Source organism: Glutamicibacter sp. (assembly GCF_050701915.1).
Classification (GTDB): Bacteria; Actinomycetota; Actinomycetes; order Actinomycetales; family Micrococcaceae; genus Glutamicibacter.
Map to the genome: position 1 here is coordinate 1 of NZ_JBOGEG010000011.1, position 25,144 is coordinate 25,144.

Sequence of the window (25,144 nt, forward strand, 5' to 3'; positions counted from 1 at the left end):
CTGGAAGCCTGGGGCCACTACTTATCGCCCTCGACGACTCGCAGTTCGGTCTCGTCTTCTTCAACTTCTTCCTTTGGCAGGACGCCGAGCTTCTGCAGGATCTGGCGCTCGAGTTCGTCGGCCAGATCCGGGTTGTCGCGCAGGAAGCGGCGGGCGTTTTCCTTGCCCTGGCCCAGCTGATCTCCGTCGTAGGTGAACCAGGCACCGGACTTCTTGACCAGGTTGTGCTCGACACCCATATCGATGAGCGAACCCTCGCGGGAGATGCCGTGGCCGTACAGGATGTCGAACTCAGCCTGCTTGAAAGGAGGAGCCATCTTGTTCTTGACGACCTTGCAGCGGGTGCGGTTGCCGACCGCGTTGGTGCCTTCTTTCAGGGTCTCGATGCGGCGGATATCGATACGCACCGAAGCGTAGAACTTCAGCGCCTTGCCGCCAGTGGTGGTTTCCGGGCTGCCGAAGAAGACACCAATCTTTTCACGCAGCTGGTTGATGAAGATTGCGGTGGTCTTCGAGGCCGAGAGGCGGCCGGTGATCTTGCGCAGGGCCTGGGACATCAGTCGAGCCTGCAGGCCGACGTGGCTGTCACCCATCTCGCCTTCGATTTCGGCGCGTGGAACCAGTGCTGCCACGGAGTCGATGACGATGATATCCAGCGCGCCGGAGCCCACGAGCATATCCATGATTTCCAGGGCCTGCTCGCCGGTATCCGGCTGGGAGACCAGCAGCGCGTCGGTGTCGACACCCAGCTTCTTGGCGTATTCCGGATCAAGCGCGTGCTCGGCATCGATGAATGCCGCAACGCCGCCGGCTTTCTGCGCGCTGGCGACTGCGTGCAGGGCAACCGTGGTTTTACCCGAAGACTCAGGGCCGTAGATTTCCACCACGCGGCCGCGTGGCAGGCCTCCAATGCCAAGGGCGACATCCAAGGCGACAGAACCGGTAGGAATTACTTCAATGGGTGCGCGGGTTTCATCGCCCAGGCGCATGACCGAGCCTTTGCCGTAGGCCTTGTCGATTTGGCCCAGGACAGCCTCTAGCGCCTTTTCCCGATCATTTTTTGCTGCCATGGTTCACCTTTGCTCTTGCAAGCCTGCTACGTACTTGCTCATGAATTTTGTCCTGCAATAGACAGTATGCTTGCCCACCGACACTTTGGACTCCGATAGCCCTGAAGTGTGGACAGTCTCAGTGCTTAAGTTCTTGGTGCAGTTTCCTGCGTTGCTTCTAGGATAACCCTATCCGAACAGGTGTTCGAAATTCAACACGGCGTGTTCGAAGATTCGAAGCCGGGATCTTCGAACGAAATCCCTACGATTCCTTTGGCTCGATATCCACGCCAAGCCAGCGTTCGGCCGGAATATCTTGCGCCCGGCACAGGGCTTCCCAAATTTGCTTGGGCTTGACGCCCCTGTTCAGTGCCTCCGCGGCGGTGAGACTGCCAAGTTCGGTAAGGGCCATGGAATCGGCCAGCACGTGGGAGTACCGCGAGCCGAACTCGTTTTCCATATTGCGCCAGAAATCGCTGATTTTCACCTAATTATTCTCCCACGCATAGGCAAGGAGCCCACGCATTTCGCGCAGGCTCCTTGCACGGCTGCCGGCAGTCTCGATTACTGAGTAGCGGTAGCCCTAAAAAATTTGGTTCTAGACCGAGGCCAATGGCTTGCTGCTGCTCTTGGCGGCAAACTCGTTGGCCATATCCGTAGGGACGGTATCCGGGATCGCAATACCCTCTGCCAGGGCAACGCGCTCGGATACTTCACGGAGCATCAAGGACAATGGGATTTCCAGCGCCACGCAGATCGAGGAGAGCAGCTCCGAAGAGGCCTCCTTCTGGCCACGCTCAACCTCGGACAGGTAGCCAAGGGAAACTCGTGCGCTATGCGAAACCTCGCGAAGGGTACGTCCCTGGCGCTGACGGACGTCGCGCAGAACATCGCCGATTTCATGACGGAGTACTACCATTTTGTGCTCCTCCTTCTCGGGCTGGACCATATGGGCTTCTCCCATATCGCGCCAACGGACGACACCATTGACAGTTACGGGTTGCTTGACCATGAATTTAGCCTCTGCTCCTAGGTCCATCTCGAAGATCTAATCAAATACGGGGGCCATCCTTGCGGCCCTACAATTCGTACAACGACAGGTCATACGATTTTGTTCCCGTACGTTCACCCTAATCACTTAAATGCGACCTACGCCACATTCACCATGATTTTTGCGTAACATCTCGGGAAGAAGAGTATTTCGCGTCTTACTGTGAAGAAGCTTTATCCAAGATGGCAGCGAACTGGTGAAGCGCCGCCAGGGTGCTCTGCTCGCGGATCTGTGCCCGATCTCCCACGAAGTGGTGAACCTCGGATCCAGAGTCAGCGCCCATGGCCCACCCAATATACACGGTTCCCACCGCCTTGCCATCGTGCGGGTCCGGGCCAGCGACTCCGGTTGCAGAAATCGCCGCGTCTGCGCCGCAGGCACGCTGCGCACCTACAGCCATCTGCCGGGCAACCTCGGGATCCACCGATCCATTGGCGGCAAGCAGCTTCTCATCGACGCCCAGCAGCGATGCCTTCACCGCGGAGGAATAGCTGACCACTCCCCCGCGCAGCACCGCCGAGGCACCGGGCACCTCGGCCAGGCGCGCGGCAATCATGCCAGCGGTCAGTGATTCGGCCGTGGCCAGCTGCACTGCGCCTTCAATGGCCTTGGCGATAACCTCGGGTGCCTTGGGCTTCATGGCGCCGGCCCTACTTCTGCTTCTTGGACGCTGCTACCAGCTGGCCGGCCTTGACCAGGTACTCCAGTCCGGTGACCACGGTGACTGCCAGGGTCAGCAGCATCAGGTACCACGCCACGGTGCCCAGCCAATCAATGGTGTGGGTGTAAGGCAGCAGGTACAGGCCGATCACGATCGCCTGCAGCACGGTCTTGATCTTGCCGCCCATATTCGCTGCAATCACGCCGTAGCGGATGACCACCACGCGCAGCAAGGTGATGCCCCATTCGCGCACCAGGATCACGATGGTGACCCACCAAGGCAGCTCAGCCAGAATCGAGAAGCAAACCAGCGCGGAACCGGTGAGCAGCTTGTCGGCGATCGGGTCTGCGATCTTGCCGAAGTTGGTGACCAGCCCGCGGCTGCGCGCCAGGTCCCCGTCGAGCTTGTCGGTGTACATGGCAACGACGAAAAGTCCCAGCGCGACCCAGCGCCACAGGCCTTGCTCGTGGTCGTCGGCCATCAGGGCCCACACGAAGAAGGGCACCATGATGATGCGGATGGTAGTGAGCACGTTGGCAATGTTCAGCGTCGGTACCGGTGGCTGGGCACTGCGGCCAGCTTGCTCGCTCATGGGTATCAGTTTCTTCCTGTCAGGTCCCAGGCGTCTTCGCCGGGTTCGTCGGAGCCGTCAAAGTAGTCGACGGCTTGCGGGCGATCTTCCAGATCCTTGGCAACCAGGTCCTCGGCATAGTCGGTGACCGGCTCGGCGTGGTTCACGTTGGCTTCGGCCACCAGCGCAGCCTCGGTGGCCGACGGGGTGCTGGTCGCCGGGTCATCCCCGCGCATCGCGGCCAGGACCATGGGCAGGTCATCGGGCTGGATGAGCACATCGCGGGCCTTGGAGCCCTCGGAAGGGCCGACCACGCCACGCGATTCCATCAGGTCCATCAGGCGCCCGGCCTTGGCGAAGCCCACGCGCAGCTTGCGCTGCAGCATCGAGGTGGAGCCGAACTGGCTGGTGACCACGAGCTCGGTCGCCTGCAGCAGCAGATCCAGATCGTCGCCGATGTCCTCATCGATCTGCTTCTTCTTCTCGGCAGCCGGGATCACGTCTTCCCGGTATTCGGGCTTCAGCTGGCTCTTGACGTGCTCGACCACGCGGTGGATTTCGGATTCGGTCACCCAGGCGCCCTGCACGCGCATCGGCTTGGAGGTGCCCATCGGCAGGAACAGGGCGTCGCCCTGGCCCAGCAGCTTCTCCGCTCCCGGCTGGTCCAGGACCACGCGGGAGTCGGTGACCGAAGAGGTCGCGAAGGCCATGCGCGAGGGCACGTTGGCCTTGATCAAGCCGGTGACCACATCCACCGAGGGGCGCTGGGTGGCTAGCACCAGGTGGATGCCGGCGGCACGCGCCAGCTGGGTGATGCGCACGATGGACTCTTCCACATCGCGCGGCGCGACCATCATCAAGTCGGCGAGCTCATCGACGATCACCAGCAGGTACGGGTAGGGCTTGAGCACGCGCTTGGAACCCTCCGGAGGGTGCACCTTGCCGGCCTTGACCGCCTTGTTGAAGTCGTCGATGTGCTTGAAACCGAAGTTGGCCAGATCGTCGTAGCGGGTGTCCATCTCGCGGACCACCCAGCCCAGCGCCTCGGCTGCCTTCTTCGGGTTGGTGATGATCGGGGTGATCAGGTGCGGCACGCCTTCGTAGGCGGTCAGCTCCACCCGCTTGGGGTCGACCATGACCATGCGCACCTCATCCGGGGTGGAGCGCATCAGGATCGAGGTGATCATCGAGTTCACGAACGAGGACTTGCCCGCACCGGTGGCGCCTGCCACCAGCAGGTGCGGCATCTTGGCCAGGTTGGCCACGACGAAGCCGCCTTCCACGTCCTTGCCCACGCCCATCACCATCGGGTGCTCGGACTTGCGGGCATTGGAGCTGCGCAGCACATCGCCCAGCGCCACGACTTCCTTGTCGGTGTTCGGGATCTCGATGCCGATGGCGGACTTGCCCGGAATCGGCGAGAGGATACGCACATCCGAGGAAGCCACCGCGTAGGAGATGTTCTTGGACAGCGCGGTGACCTTCTCCACCTTGGTGCCCGGGGCCAGCTCGATCTCGTAGCGGGTCACCGTTGGCCCGCGGGAGAACCCGGTGACCTTCGCGTCGACCTTGAATTGCTGCAGGGTGTTGGTCAGCGCGTCGACCACCACCTGGTTGGCCTCGGATGCTTCCTTGGCCGGCGGGCCGGCAGGAAGGTAGTGCTCCTCGGGCAGGGTGTAGGTGACATCGCCGGAGAGCTGCAGCTGCTCGCTGCGTGCCGGGATCGGCGCCTGCGGGGATGCGGAGAGCCCGGCGGCGCGCGAGGAGACCTGGTCCATCGCGGAGGTGGTGGCCTCGGGTTCGGCCTTGAGCCCGATATTGGCCATGATCTCGGCCATCTCGGATTCGGCCTTGGTCGGGCGCTTGACCCCCGGCGGAGGACCGGAGGGCTTCGGGATGGCAACCGTGGCGGTGTCTTCCTGGGCTGGGGCGGCGGAACTGCCCCCATCGAAGTCCGGGCGGGCAATGGCCTGGGTGGCAGCCTCGTCGGCGTCGAAGATCTTGCCGGAGTTGCGGTTGATGGCAGGCATCGCGCCGGTGGACGGCTCGGCTGGATCATCCTGGCCGATGACCGCCTTGTCGTAGGCGACATCGCCGGGGCGATCAGAGTGCTCGCCGCCGTCCACGTCGTAGACTTCGGTGACCTTGCGGGCGGCCGCGGCACGGCGTTCGAAGAAGCCCTGCTTCTTCTTCCTGGGAGCGGGGGCCGGAGCCTCGTCCTGCGGGTAGAGGTAGGACTGGTCATGGTCCTCGCCGGCTGGATCGAGTTCCGCTGCGGCAGTTGCGCGGGTTGCACGCGGTGCCTCCGGGTCCTGGCCGAGCAGGCGGTTGTAGCCCGAACGCACGCGCGAAGGGATCTGCGTGAATGGCGTGGCGGTGACGATCAGGATGGACATGATCACCAGGAAGATGAACACGGCCATGGCGCCCGGGACCGAGATCAGCAGGCCCAGCGGGGTGCCCAGGATGGATCCGGCCATGCCGCCGGCATTCCAGAGCGCCTGGAAATCGTCGGAGACCGCTGGCGAGCCGTTGGCCAGCGAGGCGATGGACGAGCCGGAGAGCGTCATGATCAGCAGGCCGATGCCGATGCGGTTGTTCGCGGTGACCGCTTCCGGGTAGCGGAAGAGCCGGAAGGCGCCGATGAACAAGATGACCGGTAGCAGCACGGCCATGAAGCCCAGGGTGCCGCCGGCGACCGCGTGCACGCCGGTGCCGAACCAGCCCGCATCGCGCAGGCCCCACCATTCGATGATCGCGACGATGATCGAAATCAGCGCGAGGAACAGTCCGGTGCCGTCGCGGCGCAGCTCGTAGTCAGGCTTGACGGTTCCGCCGATGCGGCGGAACGCGCCGCCGAAGATCCGGGCAATGCCCATCCACACGCTGCGTATTGCGCGCAACGGCAGGGCGAGTTCCGCATCCGGGTTCTCGGGCGTTTTCTTGGAGGACGAGGAGCTGGACGCCTTGGGTTTGCGCGCCGCGGTCTTCTTCGTCCCCTGAGACTGGGTACGTGGGGCCATACTCCAAGGGTATCGCCATAGGCTGGATCCGCCCCGAATTTACACGTCTGCACGGGGTGCAGCAGCTAGATAATCGTCACGTGGCGCCAGGGAGCTAGTGCGCGTACTCGATCACCAAGGTGTAGCGGCCATTGCCTTCCACGCAGGTGTGGCTGCTGACTTCGTACCCGGAAGCCTTGAAGGCATCCACCGTGGCGGATTCCATCATGGCGCAGGTCTCGGCGCTGGAGACCTCCTGGGTATAGGTCGTGCCGTTGGCGTGGGCCCCCGGGATACCGGCCAACCCTACCGCCGTGGCCAGCATGCCGGCCACGGCGCATGCGGCGAAATGGCTCTTGAACTTCATTTTCACTCCTGGTCTGCTTCCGTCCCGGGCGCTTGGGCCAAGCGCCTACGTCCAAAAGTGCCACAGCATTCCCTGCACTGCCAGCAGCTTCCAGCCAGGAGCCAGCCAGCGCCTGGCCGCGGAAACCGGATGGGATCAGCCGCGGGCTGCGCAGCGGTTGAGCCCAGCCAGGATGGCGAATCCGGAAGCAAAGCACACTGCCAGCAACCCCAGGGCCGTGCCCAGGAACGGGGCCGGATCGATTTCGCCCAGGCCCAGCGCGGCAATGGCCGACGCCGGAAGCAGGGCCGCGAGGACCGCTCCGATCCCGGCAGCGGCCGATTGCCTGGCAGCTGAGGCCGGCTGGTGTCCCATGGCCTGGATTTCAATGGCCGCATACGCACCGCTGCAGCAGACAAGTCCCATCAGCGCTCCGGCAACCGCGCCGTATGCCAAGGGGATGCCGAGGTCTCCCGGGCTGCTGCCATAGCCGTGCTCGCGGATCGGCCAGAACATCCAGAGCACCGCCAGCATCCCCAGGACCATGCCCAGACCTGCTGCGATCGCGAACATGCTTCGGGTCATCGAGGCCACGGTCCTTGAAGTTTTCCCATTCATGGCACCAGCCTAGGACGACTAGGCACTATTTGCTACTGCCTTTGGGTTTCAGCTGCCAGTTATCATCCGTTCGCTGCCGGACCGCAAGGCCGGCGCTAGGAGAAGTCCAGGCCGAGCAGTGCGTTCTCGGTGACCTCCGGCAAGGCCGGATGAATCCAGTACTGCTGCGTGGCGACCTCGCGCACATCCAGCCCGAAGGCCATAACCGTAATCATCTGCTGGATCAGCGTTGAAGCTTGCGGGCCCATGTAGTGCGCGCCCAGCAGCTTGCCGGTTTCCTTGTCGGCGATGAGCTTGGCGATACCGGTGCTGTCTTCCATCGCCCAGCCGTAGGCCACATCCCCGTACTTCTGCACCTTGGCGGTAATGGCATGACCTGCCTCGCGGGCTTCTTCCTCGGTCAATCCGACGTAGGCGATCTGCGGGTGGGTGAAGACCGCCGCTGGCACGTGCTCATGGGGCATCTTCTTCATGTCCTGCGGGTTCAGCAGGTTGTGGCGCACTGCGCGCATTTCCGCGTTGGCCACATGCTTGAGCAAGAATGGCGAGGAAATATCGCCCAGCGCCCAGATGCCTTCGGCGGATGCCGAACGGCCGTATTCGTCCACGCTGACCCGGCCGTCCACGGAATCGATGCCTGCCCGGTCCAAATCCAGCTGGTCGCCGTTGGGGATGCGCCCCGTGGCCACGAGTAGCACTTCTGCGCTGGCGGTGGAACCGTCATCCAGGGTCAGCACCACCCCGTCGCGCTCTTGCACGGCGCTGATCACGGTCCTGCCCTTGCGCACGTCATAGCGTTCTGCGGCCATCTGGTTGAATGGCTCGCGCAGATCGGCGTCCAGCTGGCGCATGAGCTCGGAGCGGGCCAGGATGGTGACCTTGGTGCCCAGCGCTTCGAAGACGTGGGCGAACTCCATGGCAATGTAGCCGCCGCCAATGATCACGATGGACTTGGGCTGGCGGGCCAAGCGCATGATGTCTTCGTTGGTGTGGAAAGCCACGCCCGAATCGATGATTTCCTGCGGAATGAACGGGCGCGAACCGGCGGCCAGGACAATCTGGTCCGCGCTGATGGTCCTGGTTTCTGTTCCCTGCCCGGTGCGCAGCGTGCGCTCGCCGACAAAACGCGCGTGCTGGTCGTAGACATCGATATTCGGCGTCTGCCCGCCACGGCGGTAGTCTTCGCCGCCCTGGGCAATGGGATCGATGCGCTGATCGAAGACCCTGCTCACGATGCCTGGCCAGTGAACGGAATTGACCTGGGCGTCAATTCCCAGCCTTGCCGAGTGCCTGGTTTCCAGGGCAACGTCGGCGGCATAGACATACATCTTGGTCGGGATGCAGCCGACGTTCAGGCAGGTACCGCCGAAAGCGCCCTTCTCGAGGATGGCAATGGATTTGCCATCGAATTCCGGGCCGGGGATGGAATTGCCCGAACCGGTGCCGAGGATGATCAGATCGTAGTGCTTGTCTGCCTCGATTGCGGCGGAAGACGTCATGGCAGGGGTACCTTTCACGGTCAATGCTGGGGCCCGGCAGGCAGGCGCTTGGCCATTGCTTGCCTACCGGGCAGGCTATCATCCGGGCACTTTACTGCCACTATGTTGCAGCTCTGGCTCATCAGCCAGGCTGAAGACCAGTTGCACGATGCCGTTCACCAGCACCGGCTCCGCGTTGATCCCGTAGACCTGCAGCAGAAGTTCAGGTTTCAGCACTTCCTGGGGCGTCCCCGAAGCGATGACCCCGCCGTTGGCCAGCATGACCAGCTTGCTGCAGTAGCGGGCGGCCAGATTCAAATCGTGCAGCACCACCACCGTAGTGGTTCCCAGTTCCCCGACCATGCGCAGCAGCTCATGCTGGTAGCGGATATCCAGGTGGTTGGTGGGTTCATCCAGTAGCAAGTGCTCGGCCTGCTGGGCCAATGTCCGGGCAACCAGCACGCGCTGCTTTTCGCCGCCGGACAGGGTCGAGTAGCGGCGGTCGGCCAAGTGCCGGGCGCCGACCCGGGACAGCGCCGAGGCAACTGCCTGGTGGTCCTCGCGGGCAAAGGCGGCCAGCGCCTTGCGGTGCGGAGCCCTGCCCAGGAGCACCATTTCGGCGACACTGACCGGCAGCTCGGTGGGCGTTTCCTGGGCCACCACAGCAATCCTGCGAGCCAGCTCGTTGCCGCGCAGCTCGGTGACCGGGCGCTCGTCCACGAGCACCAGCCCCGCCGTGGGCCGGAGCGCCGCATAGAGCGTGCGCAGCAGGGTGGATTTGCCGCTGCCGTTGGGGCCGATCAGCCCCACGACTTCCCCGGGGCCCGCCTGCAGCCCTGCCGATTCAATGACCAGCTTTCCGCCATAGCCCACGGAAATATCTGTAGCAGTAATCATGGTTCTTGCCTTCCTCCAGGTCCTTGGTTCTTATTGAGCCGCATTGAGCTTGCGTACTAGCGCGAACAGCAGCGGGGCGCCGAGCAATGCCGTGACGATTCCCAGGGGTAATTCCTGCGGCGCCATGGCAGTTCGGGCCAGCACATCGGCCCAGACCAGGAAGATCGCGCCGAGCAGGGCGGCTACCGGAATCAAGATGCGGTGCGTCGAGCCGACGCACAGCCGTGCTACGTGGGGAATCACCAGCCCGACGAACCCGATGCCGCCGGAGGACGCGACCAGCGCGCCCACGCACACCGCGGTCACGACCATGACGGCCGCACGCAGCTTGGCTGGCGATATTCCCAGCGCTTGGGCGGTGCCATCGCCAATGGCCAGCGCGTCCAGCGGCCGCGACCAATAGGCCAGCAGCGTGGCGGTCCCGAGCACCACGATCCAGGTGATCATGACCGATTGCCCGGTTGCCTGCGCCAATGAACCCAGCGTCCAGAAAAGCACCGAACGGCCCGCATTGGGATCATCCGAAGCGAAGATCAGCAGCGAGGTGAGCGCGTGCAGCACATAGCCCACGGACACCCCGGCCAGCACCAGCCGGGTGGAAGTCATCTCCGAACCGACCCGCGCCAGCAGGTAGACGAAGATCCCGGCGGCCAGCGCGCCGGCAAAGGCGCTTGTCGCCAGCGAGGCCGTGCCGATGCCGGCAGTGGCGCCAAAGAGGATCGAGGCCGCCGAGAGCGTGGAGGCCCCGGAGGTCACGCCCAGCAGGTAGGGTTCGGCCAGGATGTTGCGGGTCAGCGCCTGCAGCGCCACCCCGGCCAGGGCCAGCCCGGCGCCGACTGCGGCGCCCAGCAGCACCCGCGGCACACGCAGCAGCAGGACGATGGACTCATCGGTGGCGCTGAATGCACCAGGTGCGGATACCCCGGAAAGGTGCGCTTTGAGGATCTGCAGCACGGTGCCCGGCTCGATGGACACCGGGCCGAGTCCTACGGCCACCGGCAAGGTGAGCAGCAGCGCGGCCAGCAGCCCGGCGATCCACAGCCACGAGTGCCGGGCCCGCCGGTCATGGCCCAGGTCATCGCCGGGGCAGGCCAGCGGTTCGAGGGGTTCTGCCAATGCAGGTTCCAACGGGGTCATGGTTGCCTTTCGGGAGTTTCGCCAATGGAATCGGTGCGCAGGCTCAGTGCGGCAGCCAGCGCAATCAGGGTCAATGCGCCAAGCACGGCAGCGGCGGCCAGGTAGCCGGCGGCGGCCAGCGCCGCTCCGGAGGCCGCCGTGCCCAGGAACAAGCCCAGGGACATTCCGGCCGCGTTCAGGCTCAGCGCGGTGCCGCGCACCTGCGTGCAGCGGCTCACCAGCAGGCTCATCACGGCGGCCGAGACCACCGCGTGGCTGGCCGAAAGCACCGCCGTGCTGGCCACCGCCAGCGGCAGCACCGGTGAGAGGTAGACACCGAACAGCGCCACCAGGGAAATGCCCAGGCTGAGGACCATCACGGCACGGGTGCGCCGCTGCGAATCCTCGGCATTGAGCATCCGCCCGGCCAGCAGGTGGCCGAGGAAGAAGGCCCCGCCGCTGACCGACCAGATGAAGGCGAACCAGCTGGCGGTCAGCGCGAACTTCTCCGCGTACAGCGGGGCGAGGAACGCCAGGTGCCCCATGAAGGCGCCGGCGCGGCCGAAGGAGACCAGCAGCAGCGCCCGGGCGCCGGGCACGCCAGCCAGGGTGCGGAAGGCAGCCAGGTAGCCCAGCCGGGCCGGTGCCGATGTTTCACCGGCTGGACCGGATTGCCCGGCGCCGCGGCGGCCATAGTGCAGCACCGCCGGGATCAGGGCGATGCTGATCGCGGCGATGGCGACCAGGTTTCCCTGCCAGCCCCAGAACAGGGCCGGCAGCACCAGCAGCGGCGCGCCTACCGTGGAGGCCAGGGTCTGGGCCGTCATCACCAAGGTGGCTGCCCGGCCCGCGGCCGGGGTGGTGCCGAAGCGGTCCGCGGCCGCGGTGGACAGCGCGGGGTACAGCAGCGCGTTGGACACGCCGGTGGCCAGGCAGAAGACCGCCAGCGCGGCCAGGCCCGAGAATGTCCCCACGACGGCTGCCAAGCCCATCAGCCCCAGTGCCGCGGCGGCTATGGTGCCCGGGGCGATGCGCCCGATCAGCGGGGCCAGCGCTACCCCGGCGAGCACCGCGCCGATGCCGGCCAGCCCGCGCAGGGTGCCGGTTTCGGCATAGCCGGCCCCGGCCCAGTCGGCGATGGGCACCAGGAAGGTGCTGAGCACCGTGAAGGGCAGCAGTCCCAGCGCGGAGGCCAGCAGCGCCGGCCAGATCTCGGCGATGATGCGCCGCTCGCTGGGCAGCGGGTGGGCGGTTTCGACTTCTGGCTGGCTCATGCGGCGCTCCCTATTCCGGCGTTGATCATGCCCAGGTCTTCGGCGAAATCCTGCACCGCGAAGGCCGTTGAGATCTCCTGTCCGGCCCGGGCCGAGGCGGCCTGCACCAGGGCCTCTTCGTAGGCGGCGAGCATCGAGTCGATCATCGGGCAGGGCACAGCCAGTTCCCGGGCCAGGCCGGCGATGATCTTCGTGCGGTAGTAGTCTTCCTTGGGCATCCGCGGCACATCCCATTCGCCCTGGTCATTTTGGAAGACCGGGCGGAAGGCGATGGCCGAGAAGTCGAAATAGCGGCCCTGCGCGTCGGGCTGCGAGAAGGGGTCGATGAGCAGCGAGGCGTAGCGCACGTAGAGCAGGTACTCCTGCTCGATGGCCGGCAGCTGCTCGAATCCGGCCGCTTTTGCCGGGTCGATGCTCTGGGGGTGCACCGGATATCCGTCATCGAGCATGAAGGCCAGCAGGTTGACCGGCTGCCCGCCCAGCGCGGCGGTAATGGCCGACAGCTCCCGCCAGGCCTCGGCCATGGAGTGGATCAGCGCCGGGGTGACCGGGCCTTCGGGATAGAGCTTGTAGACGTACTGGGCGGGCGGGGCGGGAGCGAAGACTGCGCGCAGCGCCACCTCGTTGAAGAACAGGGCCGGATGCACGTACAGCGACATGTTCCGTGCTTCGGCTTCAACCGGCAGTCCCACCAGCTGCACCTGGGTTCCGGCTGCGGCATGCACCGCACGCAGCCGCTGCAGCGCGGGCGTGGCCCCGCCGGTGGAGCCGGCGTAGATGCGGGCCTTGGCTCCGGCGGTCAGCACCAGCGCTCCGCCGGCCCCCTCCACCTGCCGGGTGTCCCCCAGATAGCTGGAGAAGCTGATGATTTCCGGGTCGGCGCCGCTGCGGCGGGCGAATTCGCGCACCAGTGCCGCCGAGCCCAGCGTGGGCGAGAGCAGCACGATCCGCGCCAGGGATTCCAGCACGGCCGGCGGCAATTCGCGCAGCACCGGCAGGTAGGCGTCGGCGGTGGCCGCCAGCACCAGGGTGTCCCAACCGCCGCGCACCTGCTGGTAGCCGCGGTAGCGGTGCTCGATGCGCACCTGCCCGGCCAGTGCGCCATGGGAAGGGTTTTGCACCTGGGCCCGCGCGGTGCCGGCGTTGGCCTCCAGCGCGGCGAAGAAGGCGGCCGAGCGCCGCGAGGCGCGCCCCGCGATGCCCAGTTCCCCGGGCAGCGCTCCGAGCAGCACGGCGCTTTGCACCCCGGCCGGTCCGGTTCCGGCAATGAGGATATTTCCTAGTTCGTCCATCGGCTAATTGCTTTCCGTTCTCGTGCGCGCCTTGGTGTACAGCGCGATGTCGAAGACCTGCCCGGGCTGGCGGATCGTGCCGGCCAGCTGCCACAGTCGGGGGTCCACAGGTTGCATCGGGTAGTTGAACAGCGACTTCAGCCCGTCGCCGAAGCGCATCGCCACCACCACGTCGTCGCGGGTGCGCGGATGCAGCTGGTGCAGCAGCTCGTATTTCACGGCCACCGTGGAGCTGAAGACGATGTGCGTGGCCTGGGGCAGGAAGTCCAGCTGGTGGATTTCCTCTCCCTGCAGGCGGATGTCCAGGCCCTCGCCCAGCTGCGCCACGACCCGGCGGCCCAGCTCCAGCGCTTCGGGATCGATGTCGATCCCCAGGGCGCTGGCTCCGGTGCGCGAGGCCAGGTTCAGCAGGGTCATCGGGAAGGAGCCCGAACCGACCAGCAGCACCTTGGAGCCGGAGTCCGGGGCGACGGCGCCGAATTCCTCGGCGATGCAGGATTCGATGTTGGCGAAGTAGCCCTCGGCTCCGCTTCGGCCTTCGAGCAGGCGCAGCGCCCGGTACTTCTCGATGACCGCGACGCAGCGCGCCGATTCGGTGCGCAGCGCCGCGGCCAGCCCCGTGCCGGCTTCGGTGGCGGCCAGCTGGGCATAGCCCGGTTCGTTGGCCGGGTCGGTGACCAGCTGCGCATAGCTGGCCAGCAGCACTTCGAGCGCGGCAGCGTACCGCGTCGAGCCGTCATACCCTTGGGCGGCTTCGGTGAACCGGCCGAGGTAGCCGTGCAGCGTTGCGGCCAGGTCAGCCGCGGCCCGGGTGGTCAGTGGTGTTTCAGTCATGGATATATGCAGTCCCTTCGGCCACGATGCTTACTTCTGTGCAGATCTGCAGCGCGGTGGCCTTGGCGCGGCTGCAATCTGCGTGCACCTGCACGGTGCCTCCGGGCTGCTTCACGCTGGCATTGACCGGAGCGCCGGTTTTCGCTGCCAGGTAGGCGCCCAGCGCGGCACTTCCCGATCCGCAGCTGCCTTCCCAGATGAGGCTGCCCAGCGCCGGGACGCTGACCAGCGGGTCCAGTTGCCCGCGGGCCGGATCGTAGAGCATGACGCCCACGACGGACACCGCTTCGCTGGCGCCCAGGTCCAGGGCCAGCTGCTGCGCGCGCCCGCGCAGCTGGGGATCCAATCCGTCGCATTCGGCGACCAGGTGCACCGCGTCGGCGTAGCGCACCAGCCCGGCGTCGGCAACGCCCGGGAACGGGTACGGGTCGATGCGCAGCGGCCAGGGCATCGCCAGCTGGCAGCGGTAGGCGGCGCCGGCCGGCTCGACCCGGCAGCTCAACAGCTGCGTGGCGCCGGAGGCTTCGATCAGCAGGTCCAGCGGGCCGCTGCGGGCGCGGCGCGCGGCATGCAGCGCGGCCAGCGACAACGCGGCGTTGGCGCAGAATTCGTCCCCGGCCATGTGCAGCCTGGCCTGTGCCTGAGGCGAGCTGGGCGGCAGGATGAACCCGACTTGCTCGGCGTGCACGTGCTCTGCGCGCAGCAGCCGGTCAGCGATGCTCCGGTAGTGCGCCGCCGGATGCCGGCTGGTCACCAGCACGGTGGTGTTCGATGCCGGGCTGAGCTTGACGAATTCAACGGGGGTGGCACCCCGGGCCAGGCCATGGCTGGGGCCGCGCCCGTGCACCGGGCGGGCCGGGCGGCGCGAAGAGGCCGCTTGCCGGCGCAGGGCCGCTGGCTGGCTCATCAGCGGGCCAGCCGGTCGGCGATCAGCTCGACCCCGTCCACGGCCAGCGGGCCGGGCGAGGAGTAGTAGTAGTTCAGCGGCACGATGGCGCTGTCCTGTTCGATGGCGGGCAAGCCGGCCAATTCGGGGCGGTCGCGCAGCTGGTCGATGACCTGCTGGTCGGTTTCCAGGTTCGAGGAGCCAGTCGGCAGGTACATGGCGAAGACCTTGTCGGCACCGCTGTTCACGAGTTCTTCGGTGGAGGGCTCGAAGTAGCGCTTGGGCACGTCGTTGAAGACGTTCTCCATGCCCAGCAGTTCCATCTGCTCGGCGACCAGCGATTCATGGCCGTAGGAGCCCAAAGTGCCGGCGGTGGGCACGTACAGCGGCATCCCCCGCTGGCGGCCGTCCTGCTTGACACTGCGCGCGGCTTGCTCGACGCGTGCCCGCATCTCCTTCACGGAGTCCCCGGCCGCCTGCTCGGTGCCGAAGAGCTGGCCGTAGGACTCTACGTCCTTGTAGATCTGGTCGAAACCGCTCAGCCCGCCGGTGGATCGATCCTCGAATCCGGCGCAGTATCCGCTGACGGTCAGCATCTTCACCCCGGCGCTTTCCAGGCGTTCAGCCAACGAATCAAGATCGATTCCAGCAGCGATATCGGTGCCGATCACTACGTCTGCGCCCGAATCCAGGATCATCTCGTAGGAGACATCATGCGAGTCCTCGGTGATCCGCTCCGCCTTGCGCACTGCCGCCATGGTTTCTTCGTCGAAAGGCACCTGCCAGCTGCCTGCGTAATGCGTGAGCTTGTCTCCGGCTCCAGCGGCGGTCAGCAGGGCCGGCGCTTCCGAGCCAACTGCAAGAACGCTCTCCGGCGCCTTGTCGAAGACGACCTGCCTTCCGCAACTGTCCAAGGTCAGGCTCTTCGCATCGGTGCCCTGCGGTGCACCGCTTGCAGTTCCGGCTGGTGTGCTGCATCCGGTGGCAAGGGCCAGGACCGCAACCGGCACGACCAGCTTCCAGGCGTTGAGTTTTTTCATCTATCAGTGCTCCATTCAAGGCGGGCAGGCCTCGGCCGCCGAATTCCGGCGCGCTCCTCTGCCAACAACGCTAAACACTAATGAGAATCATTATCAATTGTCAAAACAACTACGATCCCCTTGAAGCTTTCGGAAATGTGTGGCGACGGCGCGGGCAGATCGGCCGCGCCAGGGTGTGGCTGCGAGCCATGGAAACGGGCGTCGAAGCCGGTTGAGCAACGACCTGGAGTACCTCGAAGCCAGGCCAGGAGGCTAAGGGGCGGAAATCAATGCCGCAACATCCGGAGGGCCAGGGAAAAATCGAACACAAAAGCGAAGCCCTGTTAAGAACCTCTATAAGAACCCAAAAAGAGTAGTAACGAGCCCATAACCACCGACCGGCGCCGACTTCACACTGGAAGTGAAGTGATCCCAATCACGAATCTTTCGCCAAGGAGTCTCAAATGTCCAACACCAGACCGATCATCAGTCCGCTTCCAGCGCCAGTCGCCAAATCCCCGTCTAGTATCCGCCGCGTCGTCGCTGCGTCCATGGCCGGGACCGTTGCCGAATGGTATGAATTCTTCATCTACGGCATCGCCGCGACGCTGGTCTTTGGCCAGTTGTTCTTCCCGCAAACCGGAAATGCGCTGGACGGCATCATTGCGGCATTTGCCACTTATGCCGTTGGTTTCGTAGCTCGACCGCTCGGCGGCATCGTATTCGGCCACTACGGCGACAGATACGGGCGGAAGAAGCTGCTTCAGTTTTCCCTGCTTCTGGTGGGCGTTTCCACATTCTTGATGGGATGCTTGCCGGGCTTCGGCACCATCGGATACGCTGCCCCGATATTGCTTGTCACCATGCGTTTCCTGCAGGGGTTTGCCGTGGGCGGCGAATGGGGCGGCGCGGTACTGCTGGTTTCCGAGCACAGCCCGGAGAACCGCCGGGGGTTCTGGGCGAGCTTCCCCCAAGCCGCAGCGCCGGTAGGCAACGTACTTGCAACCCTGGTGATCCTCGGCCTGTCATGGACCCTCAGCGACGAAGCATTCCTCGCGTGGGGCTGGCGCGTCGCATTCTGGCTATCAGCTGTAGTGATTTTAATCGGCTACATGATCCGCCGCACCGTAGAGGACGCCCCCGTTTTCCTCGAAGCGCTCAAGCGTCAGCAAGCAGCCCAGGAAAAGGCAGCAACGCTGATGGAAGTGTTGGTTTCCCAGCCATTGACCGTGTTCAAGGTCGTGCTCATGCGTATGGGAGAGAATGCCTCCTACTACCTGATGATCGTTTTTTCCATTACATATCTGACCATGAACGAGTTGATGGAGCACTCGCAGATCCTGCTGGTGCTCTTCGCCGGAAACGTGATCCAGTTCTTTGCAATGGTCGGCGGCGGCTGGCTGTCGGACATCTTGGGCCGCAAGAAAACCATCCTGCTCGGTTATGCGGGCCTAGCCTTCTGGGCTCTGACCTTCTTCCCGTCCATGAATTCGGGCAATGCGTGGCTGGTGTTCGCAAATCTCGGTTTTGGCCTGGCCGTGCAGGCTCTAGCCTACGCACCGCAAGCAGCATTGATCTCGGAGATCTTCCCAACCCGCATGCGATACATGGGCTCTTCCTTCACGTATCAGATCGGTACCATCTTGGCAGGCTCGATTGCCCCGATCATCGCCGCCTCACTACTGCGCGCCTTCGAGTCGACCACTCCGATTCTTGTGTATATCGGCCTGGTGCTTGTTCTGTCGGTGTTCGCCCTCAGCCGCCTTCGAGAGACCCGCGGTTTGGACTTGAGCACTCTGGACCGTTAGCCCGGCCCATCGCCCCTGACCGGCCAAGGCCTGCTGCACGGTCGCAGCAGGCCTTGGCCGGTTGTTGTGTCCCCGCGGATCGATGGGCGTTGCGCACCAACGGCATCCGGTGGATTATTTTCTGGTTATGCGCGAAGCGATCAGGAGCACGTGGTGGTCAAGGGCCAACCGGCCTTCAGACCAACCTTCCCCGAGCATCAAATTTATGCGGTCAAGTCTCTGGCGGACGGTGTTGGCATGGCATCCAAGAACCGCAGCCGTTCGAACGACGTTGCGCGATTCATCCAGGAACGCCAATGCGGTATCGGCGAGCGCGCTTCCGGATTTTTGGTCGTAGTCCAGCAGCGGACCGAGCGTCAGGCGCAATGTCTGTTGAATGGTTTGCGCGTCGGCATTGGCCAGGAAGATGCCGATCGTACCAAGCGATTCCCAACTGATGACGTTGCCCACATGTTCCAGCGAACCAGCAGCCAGCAGCATGCGCTCCACAAGAGAAAACCCCTCACCCGTCTGGTCTAGGTCCAACTCGACTGGGCCATGGGCCATGCGGATACCGCCAAACCGTCTCGCACCCGGCTTTTTCAGCAGATCTACGACAGCCGAAAAGCTCTCCTGCGGCGCAACTAGATATAGCTGGTCGTTGAATCGTGCACGCAACAGGTGCTCGCCCTGCAAAGCTTCAAGCGCATCTTCGAACCCCGTGAGCGAAGAATCGGTTCCTTGTACGATTCCGACCTGGTACGGTTCGCCACGACGCAGCCCATATGCGGCCATCTGTTCCAGGGTGTGTGCCCGATGCCCGCCCTCAGCCGGAGCCAGCAATGTGGCGAGTAGCTCGGTTCGGCGCTTCTGCTGGTCGTGGCGTCCTGCACCGGAATGCCCGATGAGGCTACCAAGCACCATGGCCCCTCGAAGCAGGATAGCCCGTTGCACCCCATGCAGCGTTCCCTGGACAACCAGGGCACCCAGGGTTTGTCCGTCCAGCACGGCAGCCATAACCGTGATCGTAGTGCCATCAGCCAAGGTTCCGGCGACCGGCTCATTCTTCTTCCGCGATAGCGGGATGATCGTTCGAGCCGGATGCAGCATCTCACCGTTTCCATGCCCGGCGCTTTGCCTGATGGTCAGGTCCAGCACATGAACAGGCAATCCAAGCAGATCGCCGAGAACCGCTCCCAGGCGCAGCAGTCCCTGGGGTTCGCCGATTGCTTTAAATAGCTGCACATCCGCTCGGGCCAGATGTTCAAGTTGTTCATTGGCGCTACGATAATCGGAGTTGGCCTGTTCCATTTCCAGCATCGTGGCCCGCAGCGCATTCACGTGCCGCTGGTTTTCCAAGGCGACGGCGACCTGGTTCGCGAGGGCTTCTAGCGCAAATATCTGCTCATGCGTGAAGCTGTGCTTCACGCGGTCGGCGACCATCAGCGCACCAATGATGTCCTCGCCCACGCGTAGCGGGGCACCCATGATGGCTTTGACCCCTTCAGCGCGAACCACCGCGTCGATTTCATCAATGTGATTCAAGGACGTTGCCGAGTCGTAGTCCATTACCTGGATCGGCCCATCGGCTTTGGCCACCGATCCCAGTACGCCATATCCCAACGGCATGCGGATTTCCCGATAGGCCTGGGTCCACACGCCATCTGTTTCAATGATGCGGGTCTGCGCTTCTTCATTCAGCGAGATGTAGGCCATGTCTACCCCGACGATCGTGCGGGTCCGGGTGACAATCTGGCGCAATACATTGTCGCCCTGCCGGACCGTGGAAATCGCTACCGAAGTCTCGGATAACGCCAGCAGAAGCGTGCGCAGACTACGGGTTCTCGCTTCGGCACGGTCCAGTGCATGCCGAGTTTCATCGAGCGCCACATCCGTCTCTGCCAAGATTCTCCTCTGTCATATAGGAAGCACACATTCCGTCTGCGTGATTATGGAGAATCATACATGGATGTGACCTGCGACGCAGAGCAGACTGGTGCTCAAGCCAATCTCTACATGAATATCGTGAGGATCCCCCTTGACGCAGATCACCAAACAGATGCTCCCCCGCCCGGAGCAGGCCCGCATCGTGCGCGGTGCGGTCCTCAATACCATCGGCGCCGATACCCCCTACGCGGAATCCCAACCACTGAGCATCGATGAGATCCGGTTGGAGTCGCCCAAGGACGGAGAGGTGCTCGTCCGCATCGATGCTGCCGGCATCTGCCATTCCGACTTGTCTGTGGTCAACGGTTCGCGTCCTCGACCGGTACCGATGCTGCTCGGACATGAGGCTTCCGGACTTATTGAGGAGCTCGGCCCGGGGGTCGAGAACCTGAGCCTCGGGCAGCGGGTCGTGCTGACTTTCCTTCCCCGGTGCGGGCAATGCCCGGCCTGCAACGAATCCGGCGGCAAGCTGCCTTGCGTTGCCGGGGCGCAGAGCAACGAACTTGGCATCCTGCTCACAGGCGGCAGCCGGCTAACGCGCCATGGCCGACCGGTAGCCCACCACTTGGGAGTATCTGCCTTTGCGGAGCATGCCGTAGTCGATGCCCGCTCGGTCGTTCCTGTCGGCGATGACGTGCCGGCCGACATCGCGGCAGTCCTTGGATGCGCGGTGCTCACAGGCGGCGGGGCCTTGCTCAACGCCGCGCGCATCACCGCTGAAAGCCGTGTCGCCATAGTGGGTCTAGGCGGAGTAGGCATGGCAGGGCTGCTCACGGCTTTGGCGTACGACTGCAAGGAAGTCATCGCCATAGACGCACAGAACAATAAGCTCGACTTGGCCTTGGAATGGGGAGCCACCGCGGCCTACACTCCTCAGCGGGCGGTTGACCGCCAGGTCACGGCCGACGTCGTGCTCGAAGCCGTGGGCCATCCGGCCGCATTCGAGACCGCAGCTCAAATCCTTGGGCTAGGTGGCACCCTCGTCACCGTGGGTTTGCCAAAGCCAGGCGAGACTGCGCAGATCGAGCCGCTGTCGCTCACGGCCAAGGCGCAATCGATCGTCGGCAGCTATCTCGGTTCGGCGATCCCGTCTCGCGACATCCCGATCTTCGAGGAATTATGGCGTTCGGGAAAACTGCCGCTGGAGAATCTGATTTCCGGGCATATCGCCCTGGACGAGATCAATACCGCCATGGACGATCTTGCCTCCGGGCGGGTCCTACGCCAGATAATCAACTTTTGACCGCACCCGCTCTATTCCAAGGACAGCCAATGAACGACGCACAACATACCTACGAAGCAATCATCCTCGGTGCCGGGTTCGGCGGGTTGGGCATGGGTGCCCAACTCAAGCAGGCCGGAATCGACAATTTCTTGATCATCGACCGCGGTGACTCGGTCGGTGGCGTTTGGAGGGAGAACACCTATCCGGGTGCGGCTTGCGACACTGAAGCGCACCTGTATTGCTACAGCTTCTTCCCGCACCTTCGCGTAAGCCGCATGTACGCGGATCGCGAAGAGCTGCTCAAGTACCAGCAGGACTTGGCCGAAAATTTCGGCCTGGCCGAACAACTGAGACTAAGCACCGAAGTTGCCGAGGCCAGGTGGGATGCCAAGGCCGCGCTGTGGAACATCACTTGTGGCGATGGCACGATCCATAGCGCTCGCGTATTCATTCCGGCATGGGGCCAACTCAATTCCCCCAGCGTCCCGCACCTGGAGGGGATCCAGGATTTCCGGGGTTCCGCATTCCACTCGGCCCGGTGGGATCACGATGTCCAACTGGAAGGCAAGAAGGTCATCAGCATCGGCACTGCGGCCAGCGCCGTGCAATACGTACCGGAAGTAGCAGCCGTCGCGGGCCATCTGGAAGTGTTCCAGCGCAGCGCCAACTGGATGATGCCCCGGAACCAGATCATCTTCAGCGAGGAACAGCTCGACGCGTATGCCAACGATCCTTCGCTCTTTAACGCCAGCCGCTCGGAGCTCCACGCGTTCCGGGAAAATGGCTTTGAGCGTACCCGCCTGGCCAGCGAGGCCCAGCAGGAGGGAATGCGTCTGGCCCTGGCACATCTGGCCAGCCAGGTCCCGGATGAGTCGCTGAGGGCTGCGTTGACCCCGGAATACGAATTCGGATGCAAACGTATACTTCGCAGCGACGATTACTATCCGGCGCTCATGCGCGAGAACGTCAACCTGGTCACCGAGCATGTCTCCCACATCGAGGAGACCGGGGTGCGCACCGCCGATGGCGTGCTGCATGAGGCCGACGTGATCATCTTCGGCACCGGTTTCTCCTCCCAGGCCTTCCACGGCGATCTGAGAGTGATCGGTGCGTCCGGCGAGACCTTGTCCGATCGTTGGTCCGAAGGTGCCGAAGCCTATCTGGGGATCAGCGTGGATGGCTTCCCCAACATGTTCTTGGTCTACGGGCCTAACACGAACCTCAACCACAATTCGATCATCACCATGCTGGAGATTCAGCAGCAGTACATCTTGCAGGTCCTGGACGCGCTGCGTTCCTCGGAGGGAGGGAGCGTTGAGGTCCGCGGCCGGCAGCTAACCGAATTCAATAAGAATCTCCAGCTGGAAATGCAGGGATCCGCATTCTCCTCGGATTGCTCGTCATGGTACAAAAACGCCGCTGGAAAAGTCATCAACAACTGGTCCGGAACAGTCGATGAGTACCGCACCTTGGCGGACTCTTGGCGCGCGGAGGACTACGTCCTTTCGGGTGCTCCGCTCCAGCTCAACAGGACTCGGGTGGACGTATGAACCCGACCGATACCCGAAGCCCCATCTCGCTGGATCGCGTCCACCCCGAAGCCCGGGAGCTGCTGGCGGCATTCCGTCAAGCCGGTGCCCGCAGTTTCAACATGCTTACGGTCTCCGAAGCCCGCGCGAAATATGAATCGACTTGCCAGGCCAATGGCCTGGCCCGCCTGGACCTGCCACTCGTCCAGGACCTCGGCCTGGACGTGCCCGGCGGACGAATCACGCTGCGCCACTACAGCGCCGGCAATACAACGCCTGGCTCGGCCCTGCGCCCGGTGATCTTGTTCATCCACGGTGGTGGATGGGTGTTCGGATCTTTGGAAACCCATGACGCGCTGGCCAGATCCATTGCCGTGCACTCCGGCGCTGACGTGGTGTCGGTCGCTTACCGGCTCGCGCCGGAATATCGTTATCCGGTACCGCTGGACGATTGCAGAGCCGCATTTTCATTCGTGGCCCAACGGTCAGAAGACTTCGGCTGGGATGCAAATCGGATCGGAGTACTTGGCGACAGCGCCGGTGGCGCCATGGCCGCGGCTTTGGCCAACAACCCGGGTTGGTGGCCAGACGGAGCCCAAGTACGAGCTGCAGCGCTGCTATATCCGGTCACGGATCTGAGCCGCGAGTCAGCTTCCTACGCGGCGATCGAACAGGGTTTCCCACTCACCGCCGGTTCGATGCGCTGGTTTGCCGGGCACTATCTGGCGGAACCGGGCCAGGCCCACGAGCCGACGGCTTCACCGCTGCTGGCCGACCTTGCGGGTACGGTTCCGCCGGCCACCTTGGTCATTACCGTCGGCTTCGATCCCTTGGCCGACGAGGGTATTGCCTATGCGGGGGCATTGGCTCGGGCCGGGGCGAAGGTGGAGCACCATCATCTGGCCGGATTCCATCACGGATTATTTACCTCGGCGGGGAAAATACCGACCGGCGCTGCCTACACCAGGCTCACCGGGGACTGGCTTGGAAAGGCCTTGGGCCGTGGAAATTGATGACGCACCCGTCGCGGTGATCACTGGTGCCGGGGCCGGGATCGGCGCAGCTTTCGCCCGCCGATGGTACGAAGCCGGCAACAGGGTCGTGCTCTTGGACAGGAACCTCCAAGCCGCCCAATCCTTGGCGTCCGAGCTGGGTTCGAAGGCCAGGGCCGTCGGCGCGGACGTCACCGACGACGCGCAATTGCACTCCGCATTCGAGTCAATTGCCGCGGCCGAGGGCCGCATCGACACGCTGCTCACGTCTGCCGGCGTGGCACGCCCGGCTGCTTCGGAGGCCGCCGATCCCGCTGATTTCATGGCGCTGCTTGACCTCCATGTCGCTGGTGCCCTGCGCTGCGCCCAGCGCGCCTACGACCTGCTGCGCCGCTCCCCGCAGGGGACGGTAGTCAATGTCGGTTCCGTAGCGACCTTCATGGGCATGCCGCAACGCGCAGCCTACACCGCGGCGAAAGCCGGCATCGGGGGCCTGACCCGTACCTTGGCAGTGGAATGGGCGCCAGCCGGCATCCGGGTTAATGCGGTGGCTCCGGGCTACGTGGCCACGGAGCTGACCGACCAGCTCGTTTTAGCGGGAAAGCTGGATCCGCAAGGAATCATCAAGAGGACGCCGCTGCGCCGTTTCGCCCAGCCCGAAGAGATCGCCGAAGTGATCTGGTTCCTGGCCACCGCGCAATCCAGATTTGTCACAGGCCAGGTAGTCATCGCCGATGGCGGCCTCACTATAGATGGAGATTGGTACTAAATGAACGTCACCTTCGACTTCACTGGCCGAACCGCGCTTATCACCGGGGCCGCCAACGGCATCGGGGCCGCGACCGCACGCCTCTTCGACGCGGCCGGAGCACAATTGATCCTGGTGGACCGCGCTCTGCAGGATCTCAGGAACGTGGGCCGGGAACTGGCCAGTGACCCCCTGCTACTGGCTGTGGACCTGTCCGTTCCCGGGGCCCTACAAAGCCGCTTCGGCGAACTGGACATCAAGCAGGGAATGGACTTCGTGGTGTCCGCCGCCGGGATCTATCCGCGCGAACCCTTTGCCGGGCATGACGCTGGTGTGCGCGACCTGGTCCAGCGGATCAATGTCGATGCGGTGGTGGAAACGATCAGCTGTGCCCTGCCGGTGCTTTCGGAACAAGCCGCAATCGTCACTCTTGCGTCCATCGCCGGACACCGCGGAAGTGCATTCCACTCGGCCTATGCCGCTAGCAAGGGGGCAATCCTGGCATTGACCAAATCGCTGGCCGTGGAGCTGGCTCCGCAGGTCCGGGTCAACGCAGTTTCCCCGGGCATCATCGCCACATCGATGGTCAAGGACCTGATCGCCGAACGCGGTTCGAGGCTCATCGCGGAAACTCCCCTGGGACGCCACGGCACTGCCGAGGAAATCGCGTCGTCCATTGCTTTTCTGTGTTCGGATGCCGCCGCCTACATCACCGGCCAGACGCTTCACGTCAACGGCGGCCAATACATACCCGGTTAGCCTCCAGAGCGCCGCCGGGCCAGGTGCCCCCGAATGCGAAAGTTCGACCGCCGAGCCCGGAAA

General features: G+C 64.0%; 23 protein-coding genes. 6 read left to right on the top strand and 17 right to left on the bottom strand.

Features of this window, described 5'->3' with window-relative positions; translation table 11 throughout:
* Nucleotides 1-17: 17 nt before the first annotated feature.
* The 16 genes from recA to ACRDT3_RS08795 form a co-directional block, all read right to left on the bottom strand.
* Nucleotides 18-1,070, bottom strand: a complete 1,053-nt coding sequence (gene recA, locus ACRDT3_RS08720; protein WP_431492609.1) for a recombinase RecA — start codon at nt 1,068-1,070, stop codon at nt 18-20.
* A gap of 241 nt (nt 1,071-1,311) precedes the next feature.
* Nucleotides 1,312-1,536 (bottom strand): DUF3046 domain-containing protein, encoded by a 225-nt coding sequence (locus ACRDT3_RS08725; RefSeq protein WP_431492610.1) that lies wholly within the window; start codon nt 1,534-1,536, stop codon nt 1,312-1,314.
* A gap of 111 nt (nt 1,537-1,647) precedes the next feature.
* A complete protein-coding gene (locus tag ACRDT3_RS08730; protein WP_431492611.1) occupies nt 1,648-2,061 on the bottom strand; it encodes a helix-turn-helix domain-containing protein in 414 nt (137 codons plus the stop codon).
* Between the two features lie 196 nt (nt 2,062-2,257).
* The gene (locus ACRDT3_RS08735; protein ID WP_431492612.1) at nt 2,258-2,740 is read right to left on the bottom strand and encodes a CinA family protein; all 483 of its coding nucleotides are present in this window, start codon (nt 2,738-2,740) and stop codon (nt 2,258-2,260) included.
* A gap of 10 nt (nt 2,741-2,750) precedes the next feature.
* Complete coding sequence (gene pgsA / locus ACRDT3_RS08740) at nt 2,751-3,353, bottom strand: CDP-diacylglycerol--glycerol-3-phosphate 3-phosphatidyltransferase (RefSeq protein ID WP_431492613.1); 603 nt, start codon at nt 3,351-3,353, stop codon at nt 2,751-2,753.
* 5 nt (nt 3,354-3,358) lie between these two features.
* Complete coding sequence (locus ACRDT3_RS08745) at nt 3,359-6,355, bottom strand: DNA translocase FtsK 4TM domain-containing protein (RefSeq protein ID WP_431492614.1); 2,997 nt, start codon at nt 6,353-6,355, stop codon at nt 3,359-3,361.
* Between the two features lie 94 nt (nt 6,356-6,449).
* Entirely contained in the window at nt 6,450-6,701 is a 252-nt protein-coding gene (locus ACRDT3_RS08750) for a hypothetical protein (protein ID WP_431492615.1), read from the bottom strand.
* Nucleotides 6,702-6,836: 135 nt separating this feature from the next.
* The gene (locus ACRDT3_RS08755; RefSeq protein ID WP_431492616.1) at nt 6,837-7,298 is read right to left on the bottom strand and encodes a hypothetical protein; all 462 of its coding nucleotides are present in this window, start codon (nt 7,296-7,298) and stop codon (nt 6,837-6,839) included.
* A gap of 95 nt (nt 7,299-7,393) precedes the next feature.
* A complete protein-coding gene (mtr, locus tag ACRDT3_RS08760) occupies nt 7,394-8,797 on the bottom strand; it encodes a mycothione reductase (protein WP_431492617.1) in 1,404 nt (467 codons plus the stop codon).
* Nucleotides 8,798-8,875: 78 nt separating this feature from the next.
* Complete coding sequence (locus ACRDT3_RS08765) at nt 8,876-9,673, bottom strand: ABC transporter ATP-binding protein (RefSeq protein ID WP_431492618.1); 798 nt, start codon at nt 9,671-9,673, stop codon at nt 8,876-8,878.
* Nucleotides 9,674-9,703: 30 nt separating this feature from the next.
* Nucleotides 9,704-10,789 carry a FecCD family ABC transporter permease gene (locus ACRDT3_RS08770; protein ID WP_431492619.1) on the bottom strand — a complete coding sequence of 362 codons (1,086 nt, stop codon included), beginning with the start codon at nt 10,787-10,789 and terminating at the stop codon, nt 9,704-9,706.
* 17 nt (nt 10,790-10,806) lie between these two features.
* Entirely contained in the window at nt 10,807-12,063 is a 1,257-nt protein-coding gene (locus ACRDT3_RS08775) for an MFS transporter (protein ID WP_431492620.1), read from the bottom strand.
* Nucleotides 12,060-13,355, bottom strand: coding sequence for an opine metallophore biosynthesis dehydrogenase (locus ACRDT3_RS08780; protein ID WP_431492621.1), 1,296 nt, complete (start codon nt 13,353-13,355; stop codon nt 12,060-12,062). The genes ACRDT3_RS08775 and ACRDT3_RS08780 overlap by 4 nt, the downstream gene beginning before the upstream one ends.
* A 3-nt stretch (nt 13,356-13,358) precedes the next feature.
* Complete coding sequence (locus ACRDT3_RS08785; RefSeq protein ID WP_431492622.1) at nt 13,359-14,189, bottom strand: class I SAM-dependent methyltransferase; 831 nt, start codon at nt 14,187-14,189, stop codon at nt 13,359-13,361.
* On the bottom strand, nt 14,182-15,096 hold the full coding sequence (locus ACRDT3_RS08790; RefSeq protein WP_431492623.1) for a hypothetical protein: 915 nt from the start codon (nt 15,094-15,096) through the stop codon (nt 14,182-14,184). The genes ACRDT3_RS08785 and ACRDT3_RS08790 overlap by 8 nt, the downstream gene beginning before the upstream one ends.
* Nucleotides 15,096-16,115 (bottom strand): ABC transporter substrate-binding protein, encoded by a 1,020-nt coding sequence (locus tag ACRDT3_RS08795; protein ID WP_431492624.1) that lies wholly within the window; start codon nt 16,113-16,115, stop codon nt 15,096-15,098. The genes ACRDT3_RS08790 and ACRDT3_RS08795 overlap by 1 nt, the downstream gene beginning before the upstream one ends.
* Nucleotides 16,116-16,558: 443 nt before the next feature.
* Between ACRDT3_RS08795 and ACRDT3_RS08800 the strand changes: the two genes are divergently transcribed.
* The gene (locus ACRDT3_RS08800) at nt 16,559-17,902 is read left to right on the top strand and encodes an MFS transporter (RefSeq protein ID WP_431492625.1); all 1,344 of its coding nucleotides are present in this window, start codon (nt 16,559-16,561) and stop codon (nt 17,900-17,902) included.
* Nucleotides 17,903-18,016: 114 nt separating this feature from the next.
* On the opposite strand, the gene ACRDT3_RS08805 is transcribed toward ACRDT3_RS08800, so the two are convergent.
* On the bottom strand, nt 18,017-19,786 hold the full coding sequence (locus tag ACRDT3_RS08805) for a helix-turn-helix domain-containing protein (RefSeq protein WP_431492626.1): 1,770 nt from the start codon (nt 19,784-19,786) through the stop codon (nt 18,017-18,019).
* A gap of 154 nt (nt 19,787-19,940) precedes the next feature.
* Between ACRDT3_RS08805 and ACRDT3_RS08810 the strand changes: the two genes are divergently transcribed.
* The 5 genes from ACRDT3_RS08810 to ACRDT3_RS08830 are packed head-to-tail and all read left to right on the top strand — an operon-like array spanning nt 19,941 to nt 25,081.
* Entirely contained in the window at nt 19,941-21,071 is a 1,131-nt protein-coding gene (locus ACRDT3_RS08810; protein WP_431492689.1) for an alcohol dehydrogenase catalytic domain-containing protein, read from the top strand.
* A 29-nt stretch (nt 21,072-21,100) separates the two neighbouring features.
* Nucleotides 21,101-22,603 carry a flavin-containing monooxygenase gene (locus ACRDT3_RS08815; RefSeq protein ID WP_431492627.1) on the top strand — a complete coding sequence of 501 codons (1,503 nt, stop codon included), beginning with the start codon at nt 21,101-21,103 and terminating at the stop codon, nt 22,601-22,603.
* The gene (locus tag ACRDT3_RS08820) at nt 22,600-23,595 is read left to right on the top strand and encodes an alpha/beta hydrolase (RefSeq protein WP_431492628.1); all 996 of its coding nucleotides are present in this window, start codon (nt 22,600-22,602) and stop codon (nt 23,593-23,595) included. Before ACRDT3_RS08815 ends, ACRDT3_RS08820 begins: the two co-directional genes overlap by 4 nt.
* Nucleotides 23,585-24,343 (top strand): SDR family NAD(P)-dependent oxidoreductase, encoded by a 759-nt coding sequence (locus ACRDT3_RS08825; protein WP_431492629.1) that lies wholly within the window; start codon nt 23,585-23,587, stop codon nt 24,341-24,343. Before ACRDT3_RS08820 ends, ACRDT3_RS08825 begins: the two co-directional genes overlap by 11 nt.
* Complete coding sequence (locus tag ACRDT3_RS08830; RefSeq protein WP_431492630.1) at nt 24,344-25,081, top strand: SDR family NAD(P)-dependent oxidoreductase; 738 nt, start codon at nt 24,344-24,346, stop codon at nt 25,079-25,081. It abuts the gene before it with no gap.
* Nucleotides 25,082-25,144 lie beyond the last annotated feature (63 nt).